The sequence below is a fragment of the Runella defluvii genome (genome assembly GCF_014195535.1).
Lineage (GTDB): Bacteria > Bacteroidota > Bacteroidia > Cytophagales > Spirosomataceae > Runella > Runella defluvii.
This window is the reverse complement of sequence record NZ_JACIBY010000024.1, coordinates 17,807-39,401: the sequence shown is the minus strand read 5'-3', so window position 1 is coordinate 39,401 and position 21,595 is coordinate 17,807. Positions and strand designations below refer to the sequence as shown.

12 protein-coding genes are annotated in these 21,595 nt (G+C 41.8%); 2 read left to right on the top strand and 10 right to left on the bottom strand.

The window, feature by feature from the left end; translation table 11 throughout:
• Positions 1-53: 53 nt before the first annotated feature.
• The 6 genes from FHS57_RS29640 to FHS57_RS32230 all read right to left on the bottom strand — a co-directional run bounded on the left by FHS57_RS29640 (position 54) and on the right by FHS57_RS32230 (position 10,466).
• The gene (locus FHS57_RS29640; RefSeq protein ID WP_183980095.1) at positions 54-605 is read right to left on the bottom strand and encodes a phage tail-like protein; all 552 of its coding nucleotides are present in this window, start codon (positions 603-605) and stop codon (positions 54-56) included.
• 500 nt (positions 606-1,105) lie between these two features.
• Positions 1,106-5,563: a LamG-like jellyroll fold domain-containing protein gene (locus tag FHS57_RS29635; protein ID WP_183980093.1), complete on the bottom strand. Its 4,458-nt coding sequence runs from the start codon at positions 5,561-5,563 to the stop codon at positions 1,106-1,108.
• Between the two features lie 242 nt (positions 5,564-5,805).
• The gene (locus FHS57_RS29630; protein WP_221225766.1) at positions 5,806-6,837 is read right to left on the bottom strand and encodes a hypothetical protein; all 1,032 of its coding nucleotides are present in this window, start codon (positions 6,835-6,837) and stop codon (positions 5,806-5,808) included.
• 72 nt (positions 6,838-6,909) lie between these two features.
• Positions 6,910-9,909 (bottom strand): Ig-like domain-containing protein, encoded by a 3,000-nt coding sequence (locus FHS57_RS29625; protein WP_183980088.1) that lies wholly within the window; start codon positions 9,907-9,909, stop codon positions 6,910-6,912.
• A gap of 12 nt (positions 9,910-9,921) precedes the next feature.
• On the bottom strand, positions 9,922-10,110 hold the full coding sequence (locus tag FHS57_RS29620; protein ID WP_183980086.1) for a hypothetical protein: 189 nt from the start codon (positions 10,108-10,110) through the stop codon (positions 9,922-9,924).
• Positions 10,110-10,466 (bottom strand): LytR/AlgR family response regulator transcription factor, encoded by a 357-nt coding sequence (locus FHS57_RS32230; RefSeq protein WP_183980084.1) that lies wholly within the window; start codon positions 10,464-10,466, stop codon positions 10,110-10,112. The genes FHS57_RS29620 and FHS57_RS32230 overlap by 1 nt, the downstream gene beginning before the upstream one ends.
• Positions 10,467-10,626: 160 nt before the next feature.
• On the opposite strand from FHS57_RS32230, the gene FHS57_RS29610 reads away from it, so the two are divergent.
• Both FHS57_RS29610 and FHS57_RS29605 read left to right on the top strand, forming a co-directional pair.
• A complete protein-coding gene (locus tag FHS57_RS29610) occupies positions 10,627-13,728 on the top strand; it encodes a sensor histidine kinase (RefSeq protein ID WP_183980082.1) in 3,102 nt (1,033 codons plus the stop codon).
• 13 nt (positions 13,729-13,741) lie between these two features.
• On the top strand, positions 13,742-14,632 hold the full coding sequence (locus FHS57_RS29605; protein ID WP_183980080.1) for a LytR/AlgR family response regulator transcription factor: 891 nt from the start codon (positions 13,742-13,744) through the stop codon (positions 14,630-14,632).
• A gap of 11 nt (positions 14,633-14,643) precedes the next feature.
• Here the strand turns inward: FHS57_RS29605 and FHS57_RS29600 are convergent, their stop codons facing one another.
• The 4 genes from FHS57_RS29600 to FHS57_RS29585 form a co-directional block, all read right to left on the bottom strand.
• Positions 14,644-15,552: a matrixin family metalloprotease gene (locus FHS57_RS29600; protein ID WP_183980078.1), complete on the bottom strand. Its 909-nt coding sequence runs from the start codon at positions 15,550-15,552 to the stop codon at positions 14,644-14,646.
• On the bottom strand, positions 15,549-18,212 hold the full coding sequence (locus tag FHS57_RS29595) for a T9SS type A sorting domain-containing protein (protein WP_183980076.1): 2,664 nt from the start codon (positions 18,210-18,212) through the stop codon (positions 15,549-15,551). The genes FHS57_RS29600 and FHS57_RS29595 overlap by 4 nt, the downstream gene beginning before the upstream one ends.
• Before the next feature lie 807 nt (positions 18,213-19,019).
• On the bottom strand, positions 19,020-20,663 hold the full coding sequence (locus FHS57_RS29590; protein ID WP_183980074.1) for a putative outer membrane beta-barrel protein: 1,644 nt from the start codon (positions 20,661-20,663) through the stop codon (positions 19,020-19,022).
• A gap of 56 nt (positions 20,664-20,719) precedes the next feature.
• The gene (locus FHS57_RS29585) at positions 20,720-21,547 is read right to left on the bottom strand and encodes a hypothetical protein (RefSeq protein WP_183980072.1); all 828 of its coding nucleotides are present in this window, start codon (positions 21,545-21,547) and stop codon (positions 20,720-20,722) included.
• Positions 21,548-21,595: the final 48 nt, after the last annotated feature.

Sequence of the window (21,595 nt, the reverse complement as noted above, 5' to 3'; positions counted from 1 at the left end):
TTTGAGGGAGAACACAACTTTGGATAATACTCTTTTATTAAAATTCTATGACCCTATTGAGCCACGAGACATTTCCACTCTGTTCCGTTATACAGCCTTAGACAATTATTGGTTGTATCGAAAATCAAGGCTCCTTTTGGAGGAGAGCTCAATGAAGAAATGGCACTTGAGGAGAGCTGAGGAATGACCATAAAATTGGAGGTGATCGTTGTGGCCTGTGTTGGTTGTGACGATTGGCCTATACACGTCCCCGTCAAAAGAAGCCCATTGCTCCAGTCGCAGGGTGGTGTCAAGTCCGTCCCTGCTTTTGTATAAAGAGGGGTAATAGTTGGTCCATTTGCCCCAATAAAAACCTTATCAAGTTTCCAAGTGCTATTGACTCGGTAGATTCGATGCTGAGTAAATGGGACAGGTGAAGACAATGACCAAGGGACATCAATATAAATAGTACTCCCCGCATCACTATTAAAAACTTGGGAGTTTGAGGGGGTTCCTACATTGTAAGAGGTGTTAGCACTTGAAATAGTCGCTCCTACCACCGAGATTTGAGCATAGACAGGAGCAAGAGCGAAACAGAAAACAATAAATGCAGCGTATTTTTTCATAGAATAACAGGTAAATTAAATAATTAAAACATTGATTAACTTCCAAACGGGTAAATCTTACCATCTCGAGGGATTATACCTGATGTTCATTGATTTGTAACCTATCCTTCATTTTTTTTTATTTTTATGTCTCATTAAGCTTTTAACCGTAACTTGTGTAGTTCAAGGCTCCCCTGTACAAAGGGCACTGTTTCGTATATGGCCAAGTTCGTGAGGTATTGTAGTCGGAATCTTATCAACGGTTGGAAGACCTCCCCACAAAAATTGGGCAAATCCGTTCAGTCGAATAAGCGGCGCGTTACTCTTTGCGTAAAATGTACCGTAGGGATTAAAATTCACAATCGGTAACTCAAAAAACTCTTTTGGCACTAACACTTAACCAGATGCATCCAATCCTCCGCCACCAGCAGCACCTGCGTAGGAATCAGTCTCTCCCAGCCAAAATAACGTGTAGGCAGATGATAATACTTTTTTTGATGTTCATTTTAACAAGGTATCAATTATCGTTCTATGGTATAAATACTCTGTACTTCCGCGTCAGTAAGGGCACGGTTGTAGATACGGATGTCATCTAATTTGCCTTTGAAATAACTCCCCCAAGCCTCGTGCCGACCTATGGCAACCGTACCCGAACCCGTATTGGGAATAGTTGCACTGTTGCCATTGATAGCAACTGCCGACAATAATACGCCGTTGACATATACTTTAAACTGATTCGCATTGAATGTGCTCGCGCCTCCCGACGACCAAACACCTACCACGTGTATCCACTCGGTAGTATTGGTTGATGGAGCTTGTACACCCGTGTATAGCGCATCGCCATCAATGGCAAAGCCCCACCGATTGGTACTGTATTGGTAATGTAACGTTAAGCTCCGCCCGCTGCCTGGCGTTGTGCCTCGATTTTGAAGAATAACGTACTCTTGACTGTTGGTAAAATTGGGCTTTACCCAAGCAGAAATGGTATAGCCTGATAGGTTGGACTGAACCAAAGGCGTATTGAGCCAAGCATTGCTGCCGTTGAAATCATAGGCCGCATTTGCGGTGCCCTTTCTATCGGTGGTAAGGGTTGCCCCGTTGTTAGTCGCATTCCTATTATTACCACTCGCATCGTTGGTATTGCCTGTAAATGGGTAGTAGGCTATTAAACCGTTTGTAGGGAGGGTAGATGTTGCACAGCCTCCAATCTGAGCCATAAAGGTTTTTCCTTTTGTTTCAAATCCAGGTGTAAGTTCAATGCTTTTTCCTGCGCGGAATAAAACGTCTTTATTTTGTGGAGTTTTAGAGTTTGCTTGAATTGTTGCCAGTGCTTTCTTCAAAATTGGATTGTCTGGGTCTAACTCTAATCCAGAAATGACCATTTGATAATCACATGGATATACATTTTGATAGGTCTTGGGATTACCAGCCAAATCAATAGCTAAAATGTAGAAATTGAAAATTCCGTTGGCATTTGTCGGTAAGTCACTGATATTAACCCTAAACGTATTTGTAAGTCCTTGACGTGTGTAGGGTACGGGTAAATCATTAGCTGCAAAAGTTACTTTTGCCCAATCAATCCCAGATTGAGTGTCGTTTAAAGTAACATCAATGTAATTGGGTGCAGTAAATGTACTTGGAAATGTGACATTAATGGTAGGTGGTGTATCGTCATTAGTAATCTTTACTGCCAACGCATAAGTGCCTAAGCGGTTAAAAGAAAAAGTTGTATTCAGAGTACCTATTTTCTCCCAAACGGTAGAGCCGTGTGGTAAAAATACCACTATAGGCACTAAATTGGTTGGTAATGATGCCAATTCTAAATCTGTTTGGCTAAAAACCGTTTGAATGTTAAAGTTTGCTCTTGGGGCATTGAGCAATTTCGTATTATTGAGGGTTGCCGAAATTGTAAAGACATCACTTATGATTCTCAATGTATCTGTTGTAGTGATGGCTTCAATCTCGTTGGCTGGATAATAGTAGTCGAAATCTAACTTGGTATTTGCATAAAATGCAGTTTTTGGAATAGTGAACGTAAATACACTGGGAGTATTAGCTGCGATTCTTGCTGATTGTGTAGAAAGGCTCTGTTTTGGGTCATAAATGGTTACACCCGCCGAATTTTTACGAGGCTTCCATAAATTGGTCCATAAGATATCTACCAGTTCATCTACAAAGGCAGACGTTCTTTCCATAAAATCATCTGATTCTGCAATTGTATTATCATCAATTCCTCCTAAAACCGAATTAATCGCATTTTCTATCATCAGTAATGGATGAGTGGTGGGTATTTCCAAATTATTTGTGATGTTGGGATAGTCAAGCGTAAGTAATGCCCGATTTAGTGATTTGACATACACCGCTTTTGATAAATTATGCTTATGGGTACTCCATGAACTTAAATTTACTCCTGCTAAATCGAGTTTAATCTTAAAAATATTGATTTTGTATTTTGACAAATCAGTTGAGGCTTCTTGCTTTTCAATCAATGAAATGTCTCTTGTGCTGGTTAAGTCAATTTCATTAAAGGGTGTATTATTTGGAGAAGTGGTGGTAACCCAATCATGTAAATCCAATGCTTGTTTGTAAACGCTCCTTGTATTATCGGCTGCTGTAAATGCACTCCAAACCAAACTATTCGTATTCATCGTAATAAATTTTGCCAGTGCATTATTTTGCAATACAGGTGTACTATAATAGTTGGCAAATATTCTTGAAGTTACTTGTGGGCCATATTTGTACTGGTTATTGATAATAACGTTGTATTTCTTGGTGGAATTTGTGGGGTCTAAGGTTAGTTCCGTAGAGCGAGTACCCAATGAAAAAAATGAACTCTTTGGCAATTCATCGAAGCCAACAGTACGACCCACTGTTAGGTTGTTATCAATCGAAGTATTGTACAGTTCAAAAGGCTGCGATTTGGCGGAAGGATTGTTTTTCCGGTTGCCTTTGGTAATGTTCACCATACTTTGAATAGATGAAACAGCACTAAAATCAACATCAATAGAGTTGATGGTATGATTTCCTACTCCCTTTTCTGATTCTAAAATATAGGTATCTAAAAAGCCACCTTTTGATTCAACCTTGTATTGAGGCTCTATCTCTGGAATATTACCATAGCCTGGTAAGTTAAAGCCCTTGGCTCGCACTTTGAATTTTAGTTCTGTATCTAAATCGAAATTATAGTTTGCACCATACGAAAACTCCCGTCTTGTGGTAAGGCTGTTATTGGTGAGTGGGGTTGTTGAATATTTGTTATAAAGATTCTCAAATATGAGAGAAATAGCTTTGGCAGTAGGACTTGCTACATGTAATGAGTAAACCAAATAACCCAATTTTAGTACGTCTGTACGGTTATTTAGGTCTATTCGATAGCCTTTTTCAAAACGAGTTCCACCTTCCAACTCCGTATCAAGAGAAGTGTTTGCTCCTGCTTTGATATTTTTATCACCAAAAGTAAATCCTGCTTCACCAGCTAAGTCTAACCCTACACCAAGGTTACCACTAAAATAAATATCCCAGGCTGAACCAGAAACGGGTTTGATTCTAATTTGCCGCCCTGTGCTCATACCAAGTTTTCCAGATATACTCGAACCAAAACTTAGTGTATAACTCCCTATTTTCTTTTTATAATCGTAGGGTAATTCAAACAATGGAGCACCTACTCGAAAACCAACACCTATGCCCATTTCTTTATCAAGCGGCGAAGCTTTATCTATCACATTGATTGTGAACGGATTGGTAGCAAAGTCATTTTGCCCAGATAAAGTAGCATTTGTAAGTCCAACGTACTGAATGGTACCGCTTCCCACACCCAGCCAATCATCTGCTGAACTTGTTGAGTCTGTTCCACCCACTTTCACGTTGAGGTCTATTAAACCATCGGCATCGCTGGGCAGAGAATTCCTAATAGTCGTTTGAGTGCCTATTTTATAATTTACGATCACATTCTGTACAGGCAAATTGGTACTACTATTTTTTGCCAAAAAGTAATGATGCACCGTAGCCTCCCGTGGCACTGTGTAGGTAGCTTGATTGATGGCTTCGGGCAGATTGGTGATAATTATTTTGGCTACTCCTCCCGCCTGCGTAACCACCAATTTAGCCGTAGTAGTACCCGATGTAAAGGTAATTGTACCCGTACGGGCAGTAGTGGTAGTGTTAGCATCACCCCCATAGCGTATCTGACTGAAAAACCCAAGCGTACCGCTTGTAGGTGAGATAGTTAGCCACGAAGCATCGGATTGGGCTGTCCAAGCGGCTGATGCTTCAAGCCCTAAGTTTTGAAAAAAAGCATCAGCCGTAGCAGAATAGGAAGTAGCTGAAAGTTTAAGCGTAGCTGGGGATGAAGTGAACGTAAACGTAGTAGAAGCCCAATCCGAAAATGTTTGATTAACAATATTCTCTACCCTTGCCCGAATGTAATAAGTGACATTATTTTGAAAGGGTTTGTTGAAAGAATCGCCATTCTGAAATATTACTGCTAAATCGCCCGTTGAGTTATACCCCCAGGTAGTGGCATCATCAAAAGTAGGCGTTGTAGAAATCAAAAACTTTTGCCGCCGCCCATCGCTTGGAACAGTAGTTGTTAAGTTCAATTGTAAGCAAAAATCTTTGCTGGGGCATTTTGTAACGGCTAAAGTGGGGGTTGGGAAGGTATAACTGTTGCCTCCTAATTTCACTATCCAATAATCTTCATAACCTTTATTAGCTTCTGTTTTATCACCTGATATTCCTGAGCCAGATTCTCCCGAAATAACAAAGCCACCATCGGATGTAGCTACAACTGAACATGCAAAATCATAATTACTTGTACCAATGGTTTTATCCCATGCTTTTTGTCCATTGCTGTTTAGTTTTATTATCCAATCGTCATTACCACCTTTACCTGCATCTGATTTATCACCTGATATGCCTGATGATGATGTTCCTGCAATAACAAAACCCCCATCACTTGTAGCTGTTATGGTGGGGGCCATATCATAATTAAGTATCTAAGCAAAATTAAGCGAGTATAAAGCTAATTCTATTTTAACCCCAGGCCTTTAGGCTGGGGATACAATGAGAGAGCTTCACGTGGGCTTTAGCCCTGATTTTTTGACAAAAAGGCGTAAAAATCAGGGCTAAAGCCCTACATTGTGCTCTTTCCCCCCCCCAGCCTAAAGGCGTGGGGTTAAAGGAGTTACATATCGTTGATAATATCCATTTTAATTTTGCACAATTACTTACTTCCCCCAATGGTTTTATCCCAGACTTTTTGTCCGTTACTATTAAGTTTAACAATCCAATAATCTTGATATCCCTTGCTTGCTTCTGTTTTATCACCCGATATGCTTGATGACGATGTTCCAACAACTACAAACCCTCCATCAGTTGTAGTAATGATTGAGGTAACATCATCTGCTCCACTTCCCCCAATAGTTTTATCCCAGACTTTTTGTCCATTACTATTTAGTTTTATTACCCAATAATCATCAGAACCCTTTCTTGCCTCTGATTTATCACCTGATATGTCTGATGATGATGTCCCAGCAATTACAAACCCTCCATCAGAAGTTGTAATTATGCTTTTGGCTACATCCACATTATGAATATCATATCTACTTCCCGCAAATGTTTTATCCCACAACTTTTGCCCACTTCCATTAAATCTTACAATCCAATAAGCATACTCATTCGCAGGACTACTTTCACTTTTGTCATACCCCATGCTGGAGTTTGAACTTCCCGCAACAGCAAACCCTCCATCATTTGTAGCAATGATTGCACTTACTATGTCGCTATAATTTCCTCCAATAGTTTTATCCCAAACTTTTTGTCCGTTGCTGTTGAGCTTAACCACCCAATAATCCCTCATACCTTTGTTCGCTTCCGATTTATCTCCTGATATGTTTGATGATGATGTTCCTGCAATAAAAAGCCCTCCATCACTTGTAGCGGTTATAGTGGGTGTCTCCTCCAAACCATTTCCACCAATGGTTTTATCCCAAACTTTTTGTCCGTTGCTGTTGAGCTTAACCACCCAATAATCATTTCCACCTTTGTTCGCTTCCGATTTATCTCCTGAAATATCTGAAGGTGATTGCCCTACAATTACAAAACCTCCATCACTTGTTGTTATCATGGTTGGTCTTAAATCTTGCCCATTCCCCCCAATAGTTTTATCCCAAATAATACTTGGGGCTTGTGCAAGAAGAAAGTGAGAGTAAAAAAAAGAGAAAAGCAGAAACAGGTATTTTTTCATAGGGTTCATGTTCATTAGTGGTTTTGTTGTTCAATTAGTTAACAGTAGGTACTTGCCAATTTGGTTTTGATTCTATTTTCTCTAAGGAATCGTCACCGCAGTAGAAACATAGTGCAGATTTAAGAATCTATCATATATATCCACATACACTGATGTGGGGGCGGGTATCCCAGTAACTCTTGAAAAAGCGAGACCGGTCATAGAGGCCGCGTTTGAAAGCGTACAGAAATAGCTCAACAGCTGCCCCGTAGTCGCATCATAGACATACACCCAAGTGCGGGCTGTATTGGTAGCCGTTCCGCAAAGCGGCAAAGTCGGTGCAGCGGCAAACAACGAATTAGGAAAAACGGAAAAATTGGAAACACTCAGGCCATAGGAGGTATAGTTTTGGCCATTGGCGGTAAAAGTCGATGTCCCAGTAAACTGCAACGCGGGGGCTTGGGTAGGGCAACCTTCTATATTGACCGTAAAAGGCTGCGTGCTGTTTACTTTAAACCCAGGTTGCAGCAATACTGACTGGCCTGCAAAATATTTCGTATTATTTACCACATTGGCTTGACTTGCAATAGTTTGCGATGCCTGATAGACTCCTGCGGAAAGTGTAGCAGTGCTGTGGGTAAGGGTAGAGGTACAAGGAGGGCTCGCGGTATCAATGGTTGAAAGTGTAGAAACCGAATAAGCACTTTCATTACCGATACTGCATATTGCCTTCACTTGCCATTCGTAGGTACGGCCTGTAGCAAGGTTGAGAAGTGTTGTTGATACCCCTCCTGTCAAGGTGCAGGGAATGATGGCTGTTTCTGTCCAAGCTGCACTCCCCTGAATTCGGTAACGTACTACATAATTATACCCTGCTATACCCTGCCAACGAGGTCGGAAGGATTGCGTGGTTCTATCGCTCCATTGCATACCCGTTGGCACGGCACAAGCCCCCGTCGAAACTGTTACGGTTCCACTGCCTCTGGTAGTGCTTTCACAGTTGTTTACGGTACAGCTTGCGTAGTAAGTAACGTTGGCAGTGAGGGCATTGGTGGTATAGGGGTTACCAGTAAAGAGCAATGTGCCGCCCGTTTGTTGGTCGTACCATTTTACACTACCCGTACAGTTACTTGCCGTCAGCGTAGCGGTTAGTCCGCTGTTGATGCTTACTGAGTTGACGGTGGGGGCAGCAGGTGGGGTGCAGTTGACCGTTACAGTACCGCTGCCTCTTGAAGTACTTTCGCAGTTGTTTACGATACAGCTTGCGTAGTAAGTAACGTTGGCAATGAGGGCATTGGTGGTGTAGGGGTTTCCTGTGTAGAGCAGCGTACCGCCCGTTTGTTGGTCGTACCATTTGACACTTCCCGTACAATTGCTTGCCGTCAGGGTAGCGGTTAGTCCGCTGTTGATGCTGACTGAATTGACGGTGGGCGCGGCAGGTGGGGTGCAGGTGGACGGGGTGATGGTCACCGCAAAATCTTCTGCTCTCCCAGATCCATATTGAGACAAACCGGGTAAAGAACAGGAAGTCATATTGAAAGGGTCAATCATTACCCTCATACGCAATCCCGTATTGACAGTTGTATTCGTTGGCACAACGATAGTTCCAGTGTGCGTAGCCAAATAATTACCATTGCTGTTATACACTAATTCGCCAATGTCATCGAAATTACCATTACTGTTATAGTCAATAAATATTTTAGCTATTACAGTATTTCCAAAAAGTGAGCTGATAGTAAAAGGGTAGGTATTTCCTGCTTGTACGGTGGTACTGACACTGCAACTTAAGTCGCTATAATTACTGCCAATAGCCAACGAAGACTGTCCGCCCGTACGAGCGATGGTACTAAACGAAAAGGAAGATATTCCAAAATAAGTGCTAAGGCCATTGGTGGCCGTTGGAATACAACTACTTGGCTGCGCAATAGCAGCAGGTTTTATGGTGATGGCAACGGGCGTTCGTCCGCTTTCGGGGCAACTGCTCCCCGTACAGGAAACATAATAAGTCGTATTCGCTGTCAGGTTTGGAGTGGTGTAAGTGGCAGAAGTACCTAACGAACTTCCTCCGCTTGCGGATGAATACCAATTGTAAGTCCCAGAACAAGCAGAAGCGGTAAGGGTTACTGTCCCAGACCCACAACGCTCCACGGCACTGGCTACGGGGGGCGAGGTGAGTCCCGTTAAAGCCTTGGAGGCAAGCCATTGGGAGCGAAAGCTCACCAATGAGTTGCGCATCCTTTCTATCTGCTTAGGGGTGAATCGGTCCCAGCAAGGGCCGTTGTACGACATAAAATTTCGTAATAATTTGCCAAACGCAACACCCGAACATTCGTTGATGCTCGTTTCTGATTTGGCAGCATCCAAACAAAAATCTCCCGTTTTGTGGGGGTCTGTATCGCTAATCAAATCCCCTTGATTTTCGGGGTCAGTATTGGGGGGGCATTGGCTTCCACCATTGTCTCCCTCAAACGTGTGGCGTAAGTTGAGGCAGTGCCCCATTTCGTGGGCAGTTAGTCCATACCAATAAGCTTGAGCATCTATTACTAAGTACCCACTTAAATACCCAGCGTATCCTGCTGCGCCGTTGAGTTTATGGACCAGTTCAATGGTAATGTATTCATCACGGTTGTTCCATGAGTGAAGCGCCCGTAAAGCTTGGAGCGTTGTGTTGTCACTGTTATTCAAGCCATTGGCCGCATATCCAGCTACACCACTTGCATTAACACGTACGATTCCCGAAGCAGAAGCACAATTTGCATCGTATTTGGCGAGTTCAAACTGGATTTTGGTGTCGTTCAGCCCTGCGAATGCCCCTCTAGCGCGAAACGCATCGTTGAGTTTGGCCAATTCGTCGTTGAGTTTGGCATCCGAAAGGTTAGAACCCGTACCTACGGATTCACCTAAATGATAGACCACAAATACCACAGGCAAGGTAAATACCGTGTTGGGGTCGGCGGCGGTAAGTTGAGTAGAAGCCATTTTTCTGGCATTTACCTCCAGTTTGGTCAATTCGTTTACTCCACAAATAGGAGAGTTTTGGGCTATAGCATTTAGACTCCCGATAAAGAGTGCTAGTACAAAGAATAAAATTCGGGTATTCATAGGTTGAATGTTTTATAAGCTTTGAATGATTTCTGGTTGGAGACCCGTTGCTTCAAATATGTGCAAAAATCCAATTCCCTGGGCTTTCATGGTACGGGCTAACATAGCTAGTTTTAGCTCTTTTTCTTGTTGTTCTAAAAATTGTCGTAAAAAGATATATTTATCCTTATTTTTTGCAATAGGAGTTGTTTCTTTTATCATCAGGCTATTTTTGTTTGTAGTACTGTATAAAAATCACTTTTTCGATTACGCTTTCGCCTCGAAATTCCCACGCACTCGTGGGTACACATAATAATTTCAGAGGCAGTATATTCCAAAACATAGTTAGTGTTAAGCAGGTAAGACTTATTAGGGCGTACAAAACCATGACGAGCCAGTAACTGTTCGTAGTATTTGAGCGTTTTGCTTAAAAGCAGTATTTGACCATCAGTAAGATGGCAAAAAGTATAATTTTTGCAGCCCCGTAAAAAAACGATTTGATGAATAGCTATGTGAAGGCGCCCTAACTGTAAGTGAATATCAGATGAAAGTGGTCGAGTGTCTGGCTGGGTAGTCATTTTGTATTGGTCAAATAGGAACAATGCCCTAAACATAAAACCAAAAAAGTGGCTATGTCAGTTTTGCTGGACAATTGGCAGATATTTCGGATAAACTGCATTTTTTAGGCGATTTTTTGTTTTGGGGTAAGTACTTTGAATAAGCTATTTTCTGCCAACCATGCGAAAAAAGAACCAAAATAAAGGGCATATTTTAGGATTGAATAAAAAATGTGTACTCTTGCCAAACAGAGATAAAGAAAAGATGAAATTTATCATTAATTTATTGTGTATGTTTTGGTTAGGTCTTACTTGGGTGGAGCAATGCCTTGCCCAAGATTTTCCTATCGTTAAGTACACTACTCAAGAAGGGTTATTGCAGAATCAAGTGTTGTGCCTATACAAGGACAGTAGAGGTTACGTATGGTGTGGTACCTGGTTTGGGCTGAGTAAGTTTAATGGCGAAACTTTTGAAAACTATACCGAAAAAGATGGTCTTTGGAATGGCCCCGTTTTTGATATAGATGAAGATGACAAAGGATACCTCTGGATAAGTGCGGGGAGCCACTTAGCTCGTTTTGACGGAAAAACGTTTAAAAAATGGCTTTTGCCTCCTTCGGCTGGGTTAGGAACGATTATTAAAGGCCCCAAAGGAGCGATACAGATGGTTGTTAACAACCAACTAATTCAAGTAGAAGGCGATACGTTACTCCCCGTTAAACTACCTAATTTACCAAAAGGACAATTACTAGGAGCTCTTTACCATTCTAAAAGTCAGCGTTATTTGCTTGATGTTGATAACGTTGTATATCAATATAGTAAAGGGAAATCTAATCCACTCATTCCTAGACTTGAAGTTTCTTCAGGCTTTGAATTATTACATAACCAAGCCTTCTTTATTAATGAATCCGCTGGTCAACAAACTCATAGTTACTGGGACAGTCAGCAAATTATTCCCTTTTTACAAATCGATTCCAGAGGAATTAACGTCCAAAACACGCTCCAATTCCCTTATTTTTTTACTCATCATGAAATCCTGTATTATATTCCAGCAAAGAGTAAGCAAGTACTTAGTATTGGCAAAAACCCACCGTTAGCCCATAATTTATCATTTCTTAATCAGAACAATACGTCTCCCTATTATTTGCCTACCGAGAAAGGATTGTGGAAATTAGTATCAATTAATGGCTTTAAGAGTTTTACAAATCAGCAGGTACCCAATGCTTGGAGTGTAGTGGAGGATGGTCAGAAAAACATGTTTTTTTTAAATTATGAATTAGGCATTCAAAAATATGATGGAAAAACACTGGTCAATCTTCCTTCTACTCCTTTGGTGAGTCTTATAGAACGACATCGGAAAACCCTTCCTAAACCTTACCAATATCTTTTCCATTTCAAAAATCAATGGTATTATCGGGCAATCAGGGATTCAAAGGGAGCTTTGTGGCTACCCGAAGGTAGTGGCGTATTTCGGTACGATGGAACGAAATGGTTATTTTTTCGTCCAAGCAGGCTCAATAGTCTTGCTTTTTGCCTTAGTGAGGATACAAAACGAGGAAAAATAATCGCAGCAAGTAACCAACATGTATATACGATAGAGACAACTCCCCCTTTTCGCACGGATTCGCTTAGAGGACAATCGCCCTTGTTTGACGACCTTGTGATGAGTTCAACGGTTTCTAACGATGGTGACTATTGGTTTTCTGGGCTAGGTGTCGAGCGTTATAACCCTGAAAAAAAACAGTGGAAAGCCTACACCAAAGACAACGAAAAACTCCCTGTAAAGGGCGGTGGGGTGTTGTACACGGATTGGCAAGGGACAGTTTGGTTAGGGGGGCGAGGTAAAGTTTGCCGTTATAATCCTCAAACCGATGCTTTTGAATTGGCGCTAGAAGGATATTTTTCCAAACTTATACAATGTATTGAACAAATTGATAATGACCACTTGATGATAGCCGATGCGTATAATTTATATGTATTGGATTTAAAACGATTTAACCAAGACGGAAAAGCCTTGATAAAATGCTTCAATCATCATAATGGATTTATGGGCTTAGAACCAGGTCAATTGGGCAGTTATCGCGATTCGGAAGGCCGTATTTGGATGACCTCAAGCTCGGTGTTATCGGTATTTGACCCAACAAAACTTGACTTTACTGTAAAACCCTTACGAACATTTATTACACATGTTAACAACGAAAGAGTCTCTTTTAATCAAAATAATGACCCCATCAAACTTGCCTTTGGTGAGAACGATGTAAAGGTAAAAGTAGAATCTATTGGGGAAGATAAACCCTTTCGCTCTCGATTTAGCTATCGTTTATTGGGGGAAAACGATATATGGTCACCTTGGACAGAAAATCACGAAATTAATTTAACAAACCTAGCTAATGGTACTCATACCTTACAAGTTCGTTCGTGTACAGGTACTTTAGAGTCAACTCAATCGAGCATCAGTAGCGTTCAGTTCACAACTTTGGTTTATTTTTGGAAATCCCCCAATTTTTATTGGTACGCTAGTTTGGCTGGACTTTGCCTGACGGCATTACTCGGAGTACTATGGTGGAAAGACACTCGAAAATCGAATCAACTTTTTATTAAACAAAAACAAATGGAAGAGCGAGAACGACAAATGCGATTGCTTCAAGCTCAGACGATTCAATCGCAGATGAATCCACACTTTACTTCAAATACGCTTGCAGCCATTCAAAAGTTGATTTTAAGCCATGATGCAGAAAAAGCGAGCGATAATTTGATAAAAATGGGGAGGCTTACACGTGCTTACCTCGAAGATTCTCTTTTCAAAGATGAAACAACTCCGTTTGCAAAAGAAATTTCGCTTTCACGCGAAATTGAATTGCTGAAAATGTATGTTGAACTAATGCAATTGCAGTACGAAGGACGTTTTGAAACTCGATTTGAAATAGAGGGTTCAGTCAATACAGATAATTATCGTTTGCCACCTTTTCTAATCCAGCCATATGTCGAAAATGCCATTGTGCATGGACTTTTGAACAGTTCAAAGTTGGGAATGTTAAAAGTTAATTTCTTTACTCTTCCTGATGAAACTATCGTTTGTAAAGTAGAAGATAATGGCATAGGCCGTCAAGCGGCGGCTGAACTTCAGAAGATTAAACCCCAACAAAAAAACTCTGTTTCTACTACACTGACTATGCAGCGGGCACATTTGTTGAATCTTTTGGGCTATCAGATTGAAATACATACCGAAGATGCAGTAAAAAATTCAGGAACAATTGTGACTATTCGTATAAATCATGTCTAAACAGCATCCACCCATGAATATAGAGTTACTATTAAATGAGTCACCTAATTCAGAAGAACTTCGTATGTTACGAACTGTCATTATTGAAGATAATTCTGCTGAACGAGAAAATGTTTTGTCGTTTTTAGCACAGTTATGTCCAAATGTAGAGGTTGTTGGAGTAGCTTCTGAGGTGAATGAAGCTGTTAGGGTAGTCGTTGAGACAAATCCAGATTTATTGCTGACAGATGTACAGATTACGGGAGGTTCATGTTATCAATTGTTGGAACAATTGCGTCATAAAAACCAACTAGATTCGCTTAGTATCATTTTTATGACTGGACATTATGACTTCAATAATGCCACTCAAGCCTTTAAATATGCTGCGGTTGATTTTTTAGTAAAACCCTTTAGCGCAAAAGAATTACAAGCAGCAGTGGTAAAAGTGGCAAAGCAGAAAGAGCCCATCCAAAGCTATGAACAGTTAAGTCTTTTAATAGATTTCCTCAACTCCCCCCAAAAAAACTCAGAGCGAATCGCAATTACGCTCATTGGGGGTAAGATTCAGATGATAGAGCTTTCAGATATACTTTATTTGGAAGCGAAAGCGAGTATGACCAACTTTTGGTTAGCATCAACTACTCATGCTGTAGTGGCAAACAGAAATCTAGGGCAGTACGTCGATATTCTTCACAACGATGCACGCTTTTTTTCAATCAGTAATAGCTTGTGTATCAATCTTGATTATTTACAAACGTATGACCATGGGGAGCAAACGGTAAAACTTAAAGAATGCACTCAAGCACTCTACGCCTCACGTCAAGGTGGACAGCGTTTAAGACAGTATTTGAATACACAAAATACTATTTCGAAAAGTAAATTCGATACATTGAAAGGTCTTTTAAGTAGATTTTGGGGAGTGTAAAAGGTTATTCCTTATTGTTTAGAAAAAACAACGACTTCACTATATTGAATCCCACAAGCATTGGAGGCATAGCCACGCAAGTAGTAGCGTGTTCCTGATTTTAATTCCCAAAGTGAGATGAGAAGCGATTTGCTGTCACTTCCATAGGCATTTCGTCCTTCTGTATTATCTATCGTAGGTGTAGGATTAGTACTCGACCAACAAACGCCGAGATTCGAGATAGGTGGAATATTGTCGAAATTGGTGATATTTATTTCGATGGTATGTGTTTTGTTGGCAGGGGCGAGGGTAGGAGGTCCTGCCTTAACGGCAGGTAGGCCACTTTCAGGGTAGAGTTGTTTCAATTCCTGTACATCTTCTTGACTCCACTGAACCGTATGCGTTGTTGGATTGAGCCATGGATACATGATGGATTTTTCGTTCGTACTTATTGGAAGTCCCATGATTTCACCCAACTGATTCATCACCACCGCTTTGAGTTGGGTGGTTGTCCAAGTATGTGCTTGATTGAGGTAAATTGTATAGCCTCTACTTACATTGCCTTCAATAGATGCTAAGGCGGGTTTGCGATAAGTCAGTACACCCTCCGTATTGTTTTTGCCTACTTGTTCGGGGGAGGCAAAGGCTACTTTGATATGAGGAGTATTGTTTTTGGTCAATGTGAAATACACCTTTATTTTATTGATTTCGCTCATGGCAGCTTCTATCGTTTGGGTTTGTTCGGGCGTGAAAGTACCTGCTGTGTTCCAGCCAACCGTACACGATGCCCAACGTTTTTTACCCACAATTAGCCCCGACCCGGCTGATATTTTGAGGCTTGCCCCAACCTGTTCTACATCCAGTTGAGTGCAGGAAACGGGTAATCTAAGCCAGCTGATAGTCAACAAAAAAAGCCAATAAACACGGTATTTATTTTTCACTGCTTCACTATTTTGGTGGTAAATGGATAAGAAGGGGTAACTATAAAGAGTATATACTGACCAACAGGCCAATTTTTGGTATCAATCTCCATTTGTGAGGTGCCGATTTGCGCGGCTTCGGTTATTTTTTTGCCAGTTAGATCTACCACTACCCATTTTAATTCCCCTACTATGCCCGCAGGAGGCAACACACTTAGTTTATCGCTGGTGGGATTGGGCCAAACGCGCCAGCGATTGGTTGGAAAACTTACTACTGAGGTAGGTACTTCTACTTTGACCACCACTGCTGCCGAAGTGCGGCTACATTCACCTCGAGACACTACTACCTCATAACTTCCCGACTGGTCGGCGGTATATGCCCCTCCGTTCGCTCCTACAATGTTGGTGTTGTCGCGCTTCCATTGGTACTGGTATTCTTTACCCAAAGTAGCCACCAGCAACACTTTTTCTGGGGCATAAACCGATAGTGGGCCTTGTGGCGTAATTTGGGCTATCAACTCGCCCCCTTTTTCTACCAAAGCAAACATGGGTGCTTCGGCAGTACAACCTTTAGCATCGTTAAGGAATAGCTTATAACTGCCCTCGGTAGCGGTGGTGAGTGTGGGGCTGTCTGTACCTGTACTCGTACCATTGAGTTGCCACTGGTGTTTGAAGGGCGGTGTGCCGCTGTTAATTTTGGCCAACAGAGTAGTATTGCTACTATAACAGTAAAAACTACTGCCTGTAATGCTTACGGCTGGCGTAGGATTTTCAGCAATAGCCAAGATATTGGAAGTCTTGCGGCAGCCTTTGTTGTCTTCAACAAAAACCGTGTAACTGCCTTTTTGATTGGTAGTCCACTCATTACTATCACGCTTGACTTCTTGGCTGTCGTTGTACCACACCAATTGTTTGAGAGGTAAATTGGCTTTCTCGATGGTGGCTTTGAGTGGGACACTTTTGCCCGAACAAAACTCGCTGGCTCCCGTCAGTGTTACGTTCAAATCGGGTGAAATGTAGCTGACAGTGCTTTGGGCAGTACCCACACAGCCTTTGGCATCGGTAACGCGTACCGTAACGGTGGTGTTTTCTACAAACGGCCCCAAGGTAGGCTGGGCTGTGGTAGCCTCTTGGATGACGACTGCAGGGTTGCTGCTCCATGCATACTGGTAACCGCCTGCGCCTCCAGTGGCCGTATTCACGCCCGTAAGTGCGTAAGTTTCGGCACAAGTAACGCTCTTGCCCATGCCGGCACTGGCCACGGGTAAGGGGTTTTGTACAACCGTAACCGCCGATGAAGTAGCTGAACAGCCGTTGGCATCGGTAATTTCGACGGTATAACTCCCTGCTGTACTTATCCGTAAACTATCGGCATTACTCCCACCTTGCCATTTATAACTGATGGGGGCTTTAGCGTTTTGGGTAGTAGTTTTGAGTAAAGTACTTCCTCCTGCACAAAATTCTAATTTACCCACGATTTGGACACTGGGGTTGCCTTTGGTGACCGTAACTGTACCTGATGTAGAGAGGCAGCCTTTTTTGTCCGTAATAATGACCGAATATCGCCCGCCCTCGATGACATCCAATATGGATGTATTTCCACCTACGGGACTATTGTCTTTGCGCCATTGGTAGGTGTAGCCATCGTTGCCATTTTGAACAGTAGCTGCCAAGGGTAGGCTACCTTTGCAAAAAAAGAAAGATTGTGACTGTATACCTGCGCTCAAAGTACAGGGTATATAAGTGAGAGGTGTGCGAACTTCTTCTGATTGGCAGCCTTTGCTATCTGCAACGCGCAGCTTGATAGTAGTGTTTTGGGTAAATGGGCCAAAGGTAGCATTCTCACCATTGCTATTGAAGTTGATGTTTGGATCTGCAGACCATGCGTAGCTGTACGGGGCTGTACCGCTTGATACCATCGCTTTAATTGCTTGGGTTTCGGTGCCTGTAAGATTCGCTAAAGTGGGTAAAATAGCGATAGGGCGCGGGTTTTCTTTGACAGTCACCTCAGTCGGGAACTGGGCGGTGCAGCCAATGCCGTCAGTAACGCGGGTGCGGAAGTTGCCTGATGTATTTACAGTGTAGCTGCTGCCCTCAGCTACTTTTTCGCCGTTGCGAAGCCACTCATATTTATACACTCCTACACCGCCCGTAGCTTCGGTAGTGAGCGTAAGACTACTACCTGCGCAAAACTCGGTACCGCCTTTGATATTACCGATTGTAGGTTGGGATTTTTGGACTTGAAAACTTGCCGAAGTGGCTGAACAACCGTTGACCGATACCTCTACTGTGTAATTACCTTCCTCACGCACATCAAGGTTACTCTGGTTTACATTCGTGTTTTGGTTATTACGTAGCCAACGAAACTGCTGATAACTGCCAGCGTTATTTACGGTAAGTTTCGTCGTTCCATTCTCACAAAAGGCATTATTGCCTGCAATGATGGGTTGAGGAGGCGTTGGTAGTACCGTGATAGTAACTGGATTACTTAGATACAAACCATCCGGGTTGCAAATATTTATACAAGTAGCTGTATAGGTGGTAGTGGTAGTAGGTTTTACAGTTATGCTATTGCCCATTTGTCCGTCTGACCATTTAACAATTTCACGACACTTATTGGCCAATAGTTCAACTGAATTGCCTGGGCAGATACCAGATGTGTTGGCGGTTGAAATGGTCATGCCCGTACAGATAGGTAGTGAAATTAAATTATTATTTCGACCGTAGATTTTTAATCCTGTTGGATTGCTTGGTAAACAAATGATCCTATCTTCGTCAACTCTTAAATATTGTAAGCCATTTGGTAGATTTAACAAACAATAGATTTGATTTTGATAGCAACTCAATTCTTGTAACCCATTCGGTAGTGTTGGCAGAGAGCTTAGTTGGTTATTGTGGCAATAAAGTTTTTGTAAACTATTGGGTAAGGTTGGCAGGGAAGTGAGTAGGTTTGTCCAACACCAAAATTCTTGTAAACTATTAGGTAAGTCAGGTAAAGATATGAGTTTATTGTTATAGAGTCTAAGCGTTCGTAATGTATTGGGAAGAGTAGGCAATGAGGTGAGTAAACTATTATTGCAGTCAATTATATCCAAACTATTAGGAAGGGAGGGCAAAGATGTGAGTGGATTGGCAGAGCAAGATAGCGATTGTAACCTATTGGGTAAAGTGGGTAATGAGGTTAGTTCGTTGGTAGAGCAGTCAAGAGTCTGTAAATTCATAAATCCCCCAATACCCGTTAAGTTAGTGATCTTTCTATCAACGACGCTGAGCGAAGTAAGTGTAGTAGCAGGTGCAAGTAGCCTGTTGTTTACATCAATGCAAGTAGGGCATGCAGCACGTATAGCAGCAGCAAAATTAGGATCAGGTATGATGGTTTGAGCTTTGAGTACTGGGGATGAAAATAACCATATTCCTAACATCCAAACTATACCTTGGATATTTACTATGTATTTGTATAATTGCTTCATTGTTACATGTGTATTTTTTTAAAATACTCTAAAAATTAGTTGAACACTGAGCCCCTGCAACAGCATTGAAGCGCGGGAACGATTGGTGGCGTTGTCTTTATAGTCAAGGTTGAGGAGGTTATCAGTCCGTTGGTATTGGAGCATGAGGCTTACCGAGCGGCGTTTGCTGAGGTATTTACTCATGCCAATGCCTCCGTAAAAGCCCAATGTTTGATTGTTGAGCATATTGAGGTCGGTATTGTTTATTTCCACGGCATAGTTGGTGTAGTTCAATTTTCGAGGGAGGTTGAAAGTAGCCCCCGCTTCAAAGTGTATGCTCAAATCTTGGTTGCTCATAGGGTATTTATACCGCAAGCCTACGGGAATTTGGAGGAGGTCAAAGGCAAAGCGTTCGAGGGGGATGGTTTTGGCGGCGGCGGCAGTTTGAAACCTCACGGGGGCATAATGAACGCCTACAATGGGCGAGAACTTGCCATCGGGTAAGACAATTAAATGCCCACCGCCATACCACTGCAAAGAAATGGGTGTTTTGATATTGCTACTCCCATTGTTGAGTATGGGAAAAGCTGCTGAAGCGCCTGCTGTTATGGCTACTCCCACCAACGTAGGCATTTCACGGCGAGGTTTTGGCTCTTTGGCAGGCTGAAGGTTTGGTTGTTTCTTGCCTTTTTGCTTGGCCACTTCTACCTGCTTCTTGGCGTTTTCCTGTCTTTTTGCCTTGATTTTGTTTTCTGTATCGGCTATTTTTTCATTCATTCCATTAGCCCCATACCTTGCCGCTTCTTGGTAATATCTCTTGGCATCGGCAAACAATTCTTTACTCAGCATTTCGTCGCCTACCTGCACGGCAGCTTTGGCGGCTTTAGGGCGTAGTGTGGCATCATCTGGACTCAATGAAAGAGCATCGCGGGCGTAGATGAGTTGTCCGCGTGGGTCGTTTTGGGTTTCCTCGAGGCGTTTGTTTATCTGCTGTAATCGAGTAATTCGCAAGCGTTGTTCGTCGGCATAGTGATCGTTTTCGTGGCCAGGAACTTGAGTAGCGGCACTATATTTACGACGAGCCAAGTCATAATTGCCGTTTTTAAGGGCTTCATCTGCAGACTTGATAATTTGGGCGTATTCGTCTAATTCTAATAATGAATTTGTATTATTCTGCGGGGTATTTTTTTTCTGTTTATAATTGGTATATGGCAAAGAGTTTCGTTGGTATTTTTCAACATATTTCATGTCGGCTTGCTCCAATTTGAAAGCTAATCCAACTACTGGTGTCATTTCGTAGGCATAGCCAAAGAGTTTCGTGGCTTGTTCTACATTGCCTTCTTTGAGGTATTTATCGGCTGTTTGTTCAATTTGTTGGGTAATTCGAGTTTTGAAAAACTTATCTTGAGGACTTATCGGTTGTAATTTTAAGAGATCTCGAAATGCAGGCATAATATCCTCTTCACCATTAAGGGCTTTTTGGTAATGCTGTTGGGCTGCGATAATTTTAGTGCAGTCATCGGCTTTTTGTTGCGCTTTGGTATCATTTTCATACTTGGGTAGTGTGAGGCATATCCGCCACAGTTTACGGGCTTTTTCGTAATCGCCTTCGGTCATACTGTATTCGGCCATTGTTTTATATTGCTGATACTCTTGGGCATCGGTCGTAACTTGCCCTTTCATGGGAAACCATCTTCCCAGTGCTACGAGCCAAAAGAGATATAACCACACTTTATGCATCAGTTTTTAAGCAGTTTTTTACAGACGTTTATTTTTTGTTTGATTTCTTCTGAATCTTTAAGGGATTCGGCTACTTCATACCAAGCCAAGGCTTTATCATAAATCTCGGCCTCGGCAATAATATCCCCTTTGTTCTTGTAAACTTGATATAATTGTTCAAAGCGGAGACTTGACAAGTGATAGTAATGGGACAAAAATTTGGCTTGGCTATAGTAGTCAATGGCTTCTTTTTTAGCATTTTTTTCTTTAATAATCTGTTCCCCAAGGCTTAACAGTTCATCTACCCGCAACGAATACTCTTTTTTTAGAGCCACTGCATTGAGCGAGTCTTCCACGATTTTGTTTCGTAGTTCGGTCGAAGAGTTTGCTGCTTTATCATTTTGAGATTTAGGGTCAAAAAATCCCATTCGTTTAATGAGCGTAGTCCATTGATTTTCGGATTTATCAGCTCTTATTTCGGCGACTCGCCACATTGGCAAAAACGAGCTACCGTTGCTATGTTTATTTTTATAGGTGATTTGAAAAAATACCTGTAAATACCAATGATCTTTGGCTTGCTTTAACTCTGAAACTAACATATTGCCAGTTTCCACTGAAGGAGAGTCACTTTTTTTGTAGTATAAATCAAAGTTTTTCAAGTATCGGTCTATGCTCAAATCCGCTACTTTGGTTTGTTCTTTGGGCATACCATTCAAATCATCTTCCACAATGGCCGCATCGTCAAAAAAGACTTGGTTTTGGTTGGGTAAATAGCTATTTTCTATGAGGGTTTTTCGCTCAAACTCTCCTAAATCAACAAACGAAAGCGTGTTCAGTAAATCAACCAAATCTGTTTCAATTTTTTTACGGGATAAGTACCTGATTTCGTTTTGGTC

What these genes read in the sequence shown, in the direction of transcription:
- FHS57_RS29640 (WP_183980095.1), bottom strand. Translation starts at nt 605, where the DNA reads ATGAAAAAATACGCTGCATTTATTGTTTTCTGTTTCGCTCTTGCTCCT.
- FHS57_RS29635 (WP_183980093.1), bottom strand. Translation starts at nt 5,563, where the DNA reads ATGGCCCCCACCATAACAGCTACAAGTGATGGGGGTTTTGTTATTGCA.
- FHS57_RS29630 (WP_221225766.1), bottom strand. Translation starts at nt 6,837, where the DNA reads ATGAACCCTATGAAAAAATACCTGTTTCTGCTTTTCTCTTTTTTTTAC.
- FHS57_RS29625 (WP_183980088.1), bottom strand. Translation starts at nt 9,909, where the DNA reads ATGAATACCCGAATTTTATTCTTTGTACTAGCACTCTTTATCGGGAGT.
- FHS57_RS29620 (WP_183980086.1), bottom strand. Translation starts at nt 10,110, where the DNA reads ATGATAAAAGAAACAACTCCTATTGCAAAAAATAAGGATAAATATATC.
- FHS57_RS32230 (WP_183980084.1), bottom strand. Translation starts at nt 10,466, where the DNA reads ATGACTACCCAGCCAGACACTCGACCACTTTCATCTGATATTCACTTA.
- FHS57_RS29610 (WP_183980082.1), top strand. Translation starts at nt 10,627, where the DNA reads ATGCGAAAAAAGAACCAAAATAAAGGGCATATTTTAGGATTGAATAAA.
- FHS57_RS29605 (WP_183980080.1), top strand. Translation starts at nt 13,742, where the DNA reads ATGAATATAGAGTTACTATTAAATGAGTCACCTAATTCAGAAGAACTT.
- FHS57_RS29595 (WP_183980076.1), bottom strand. Translation starts at nt 18,212, where the DNA reads ATGACCATTTCAACCGCCAACACATCTGGTATCTGCCCAGGCAATTCA.
- FHS57_RS29590 (WP_183980074.1), bottom strand. Translation starts at nt 20,663, where the DNA reads ATGAAAGGGCAAGTTACGACCGATGCCCAAGAGTATCAGCAATATAAA.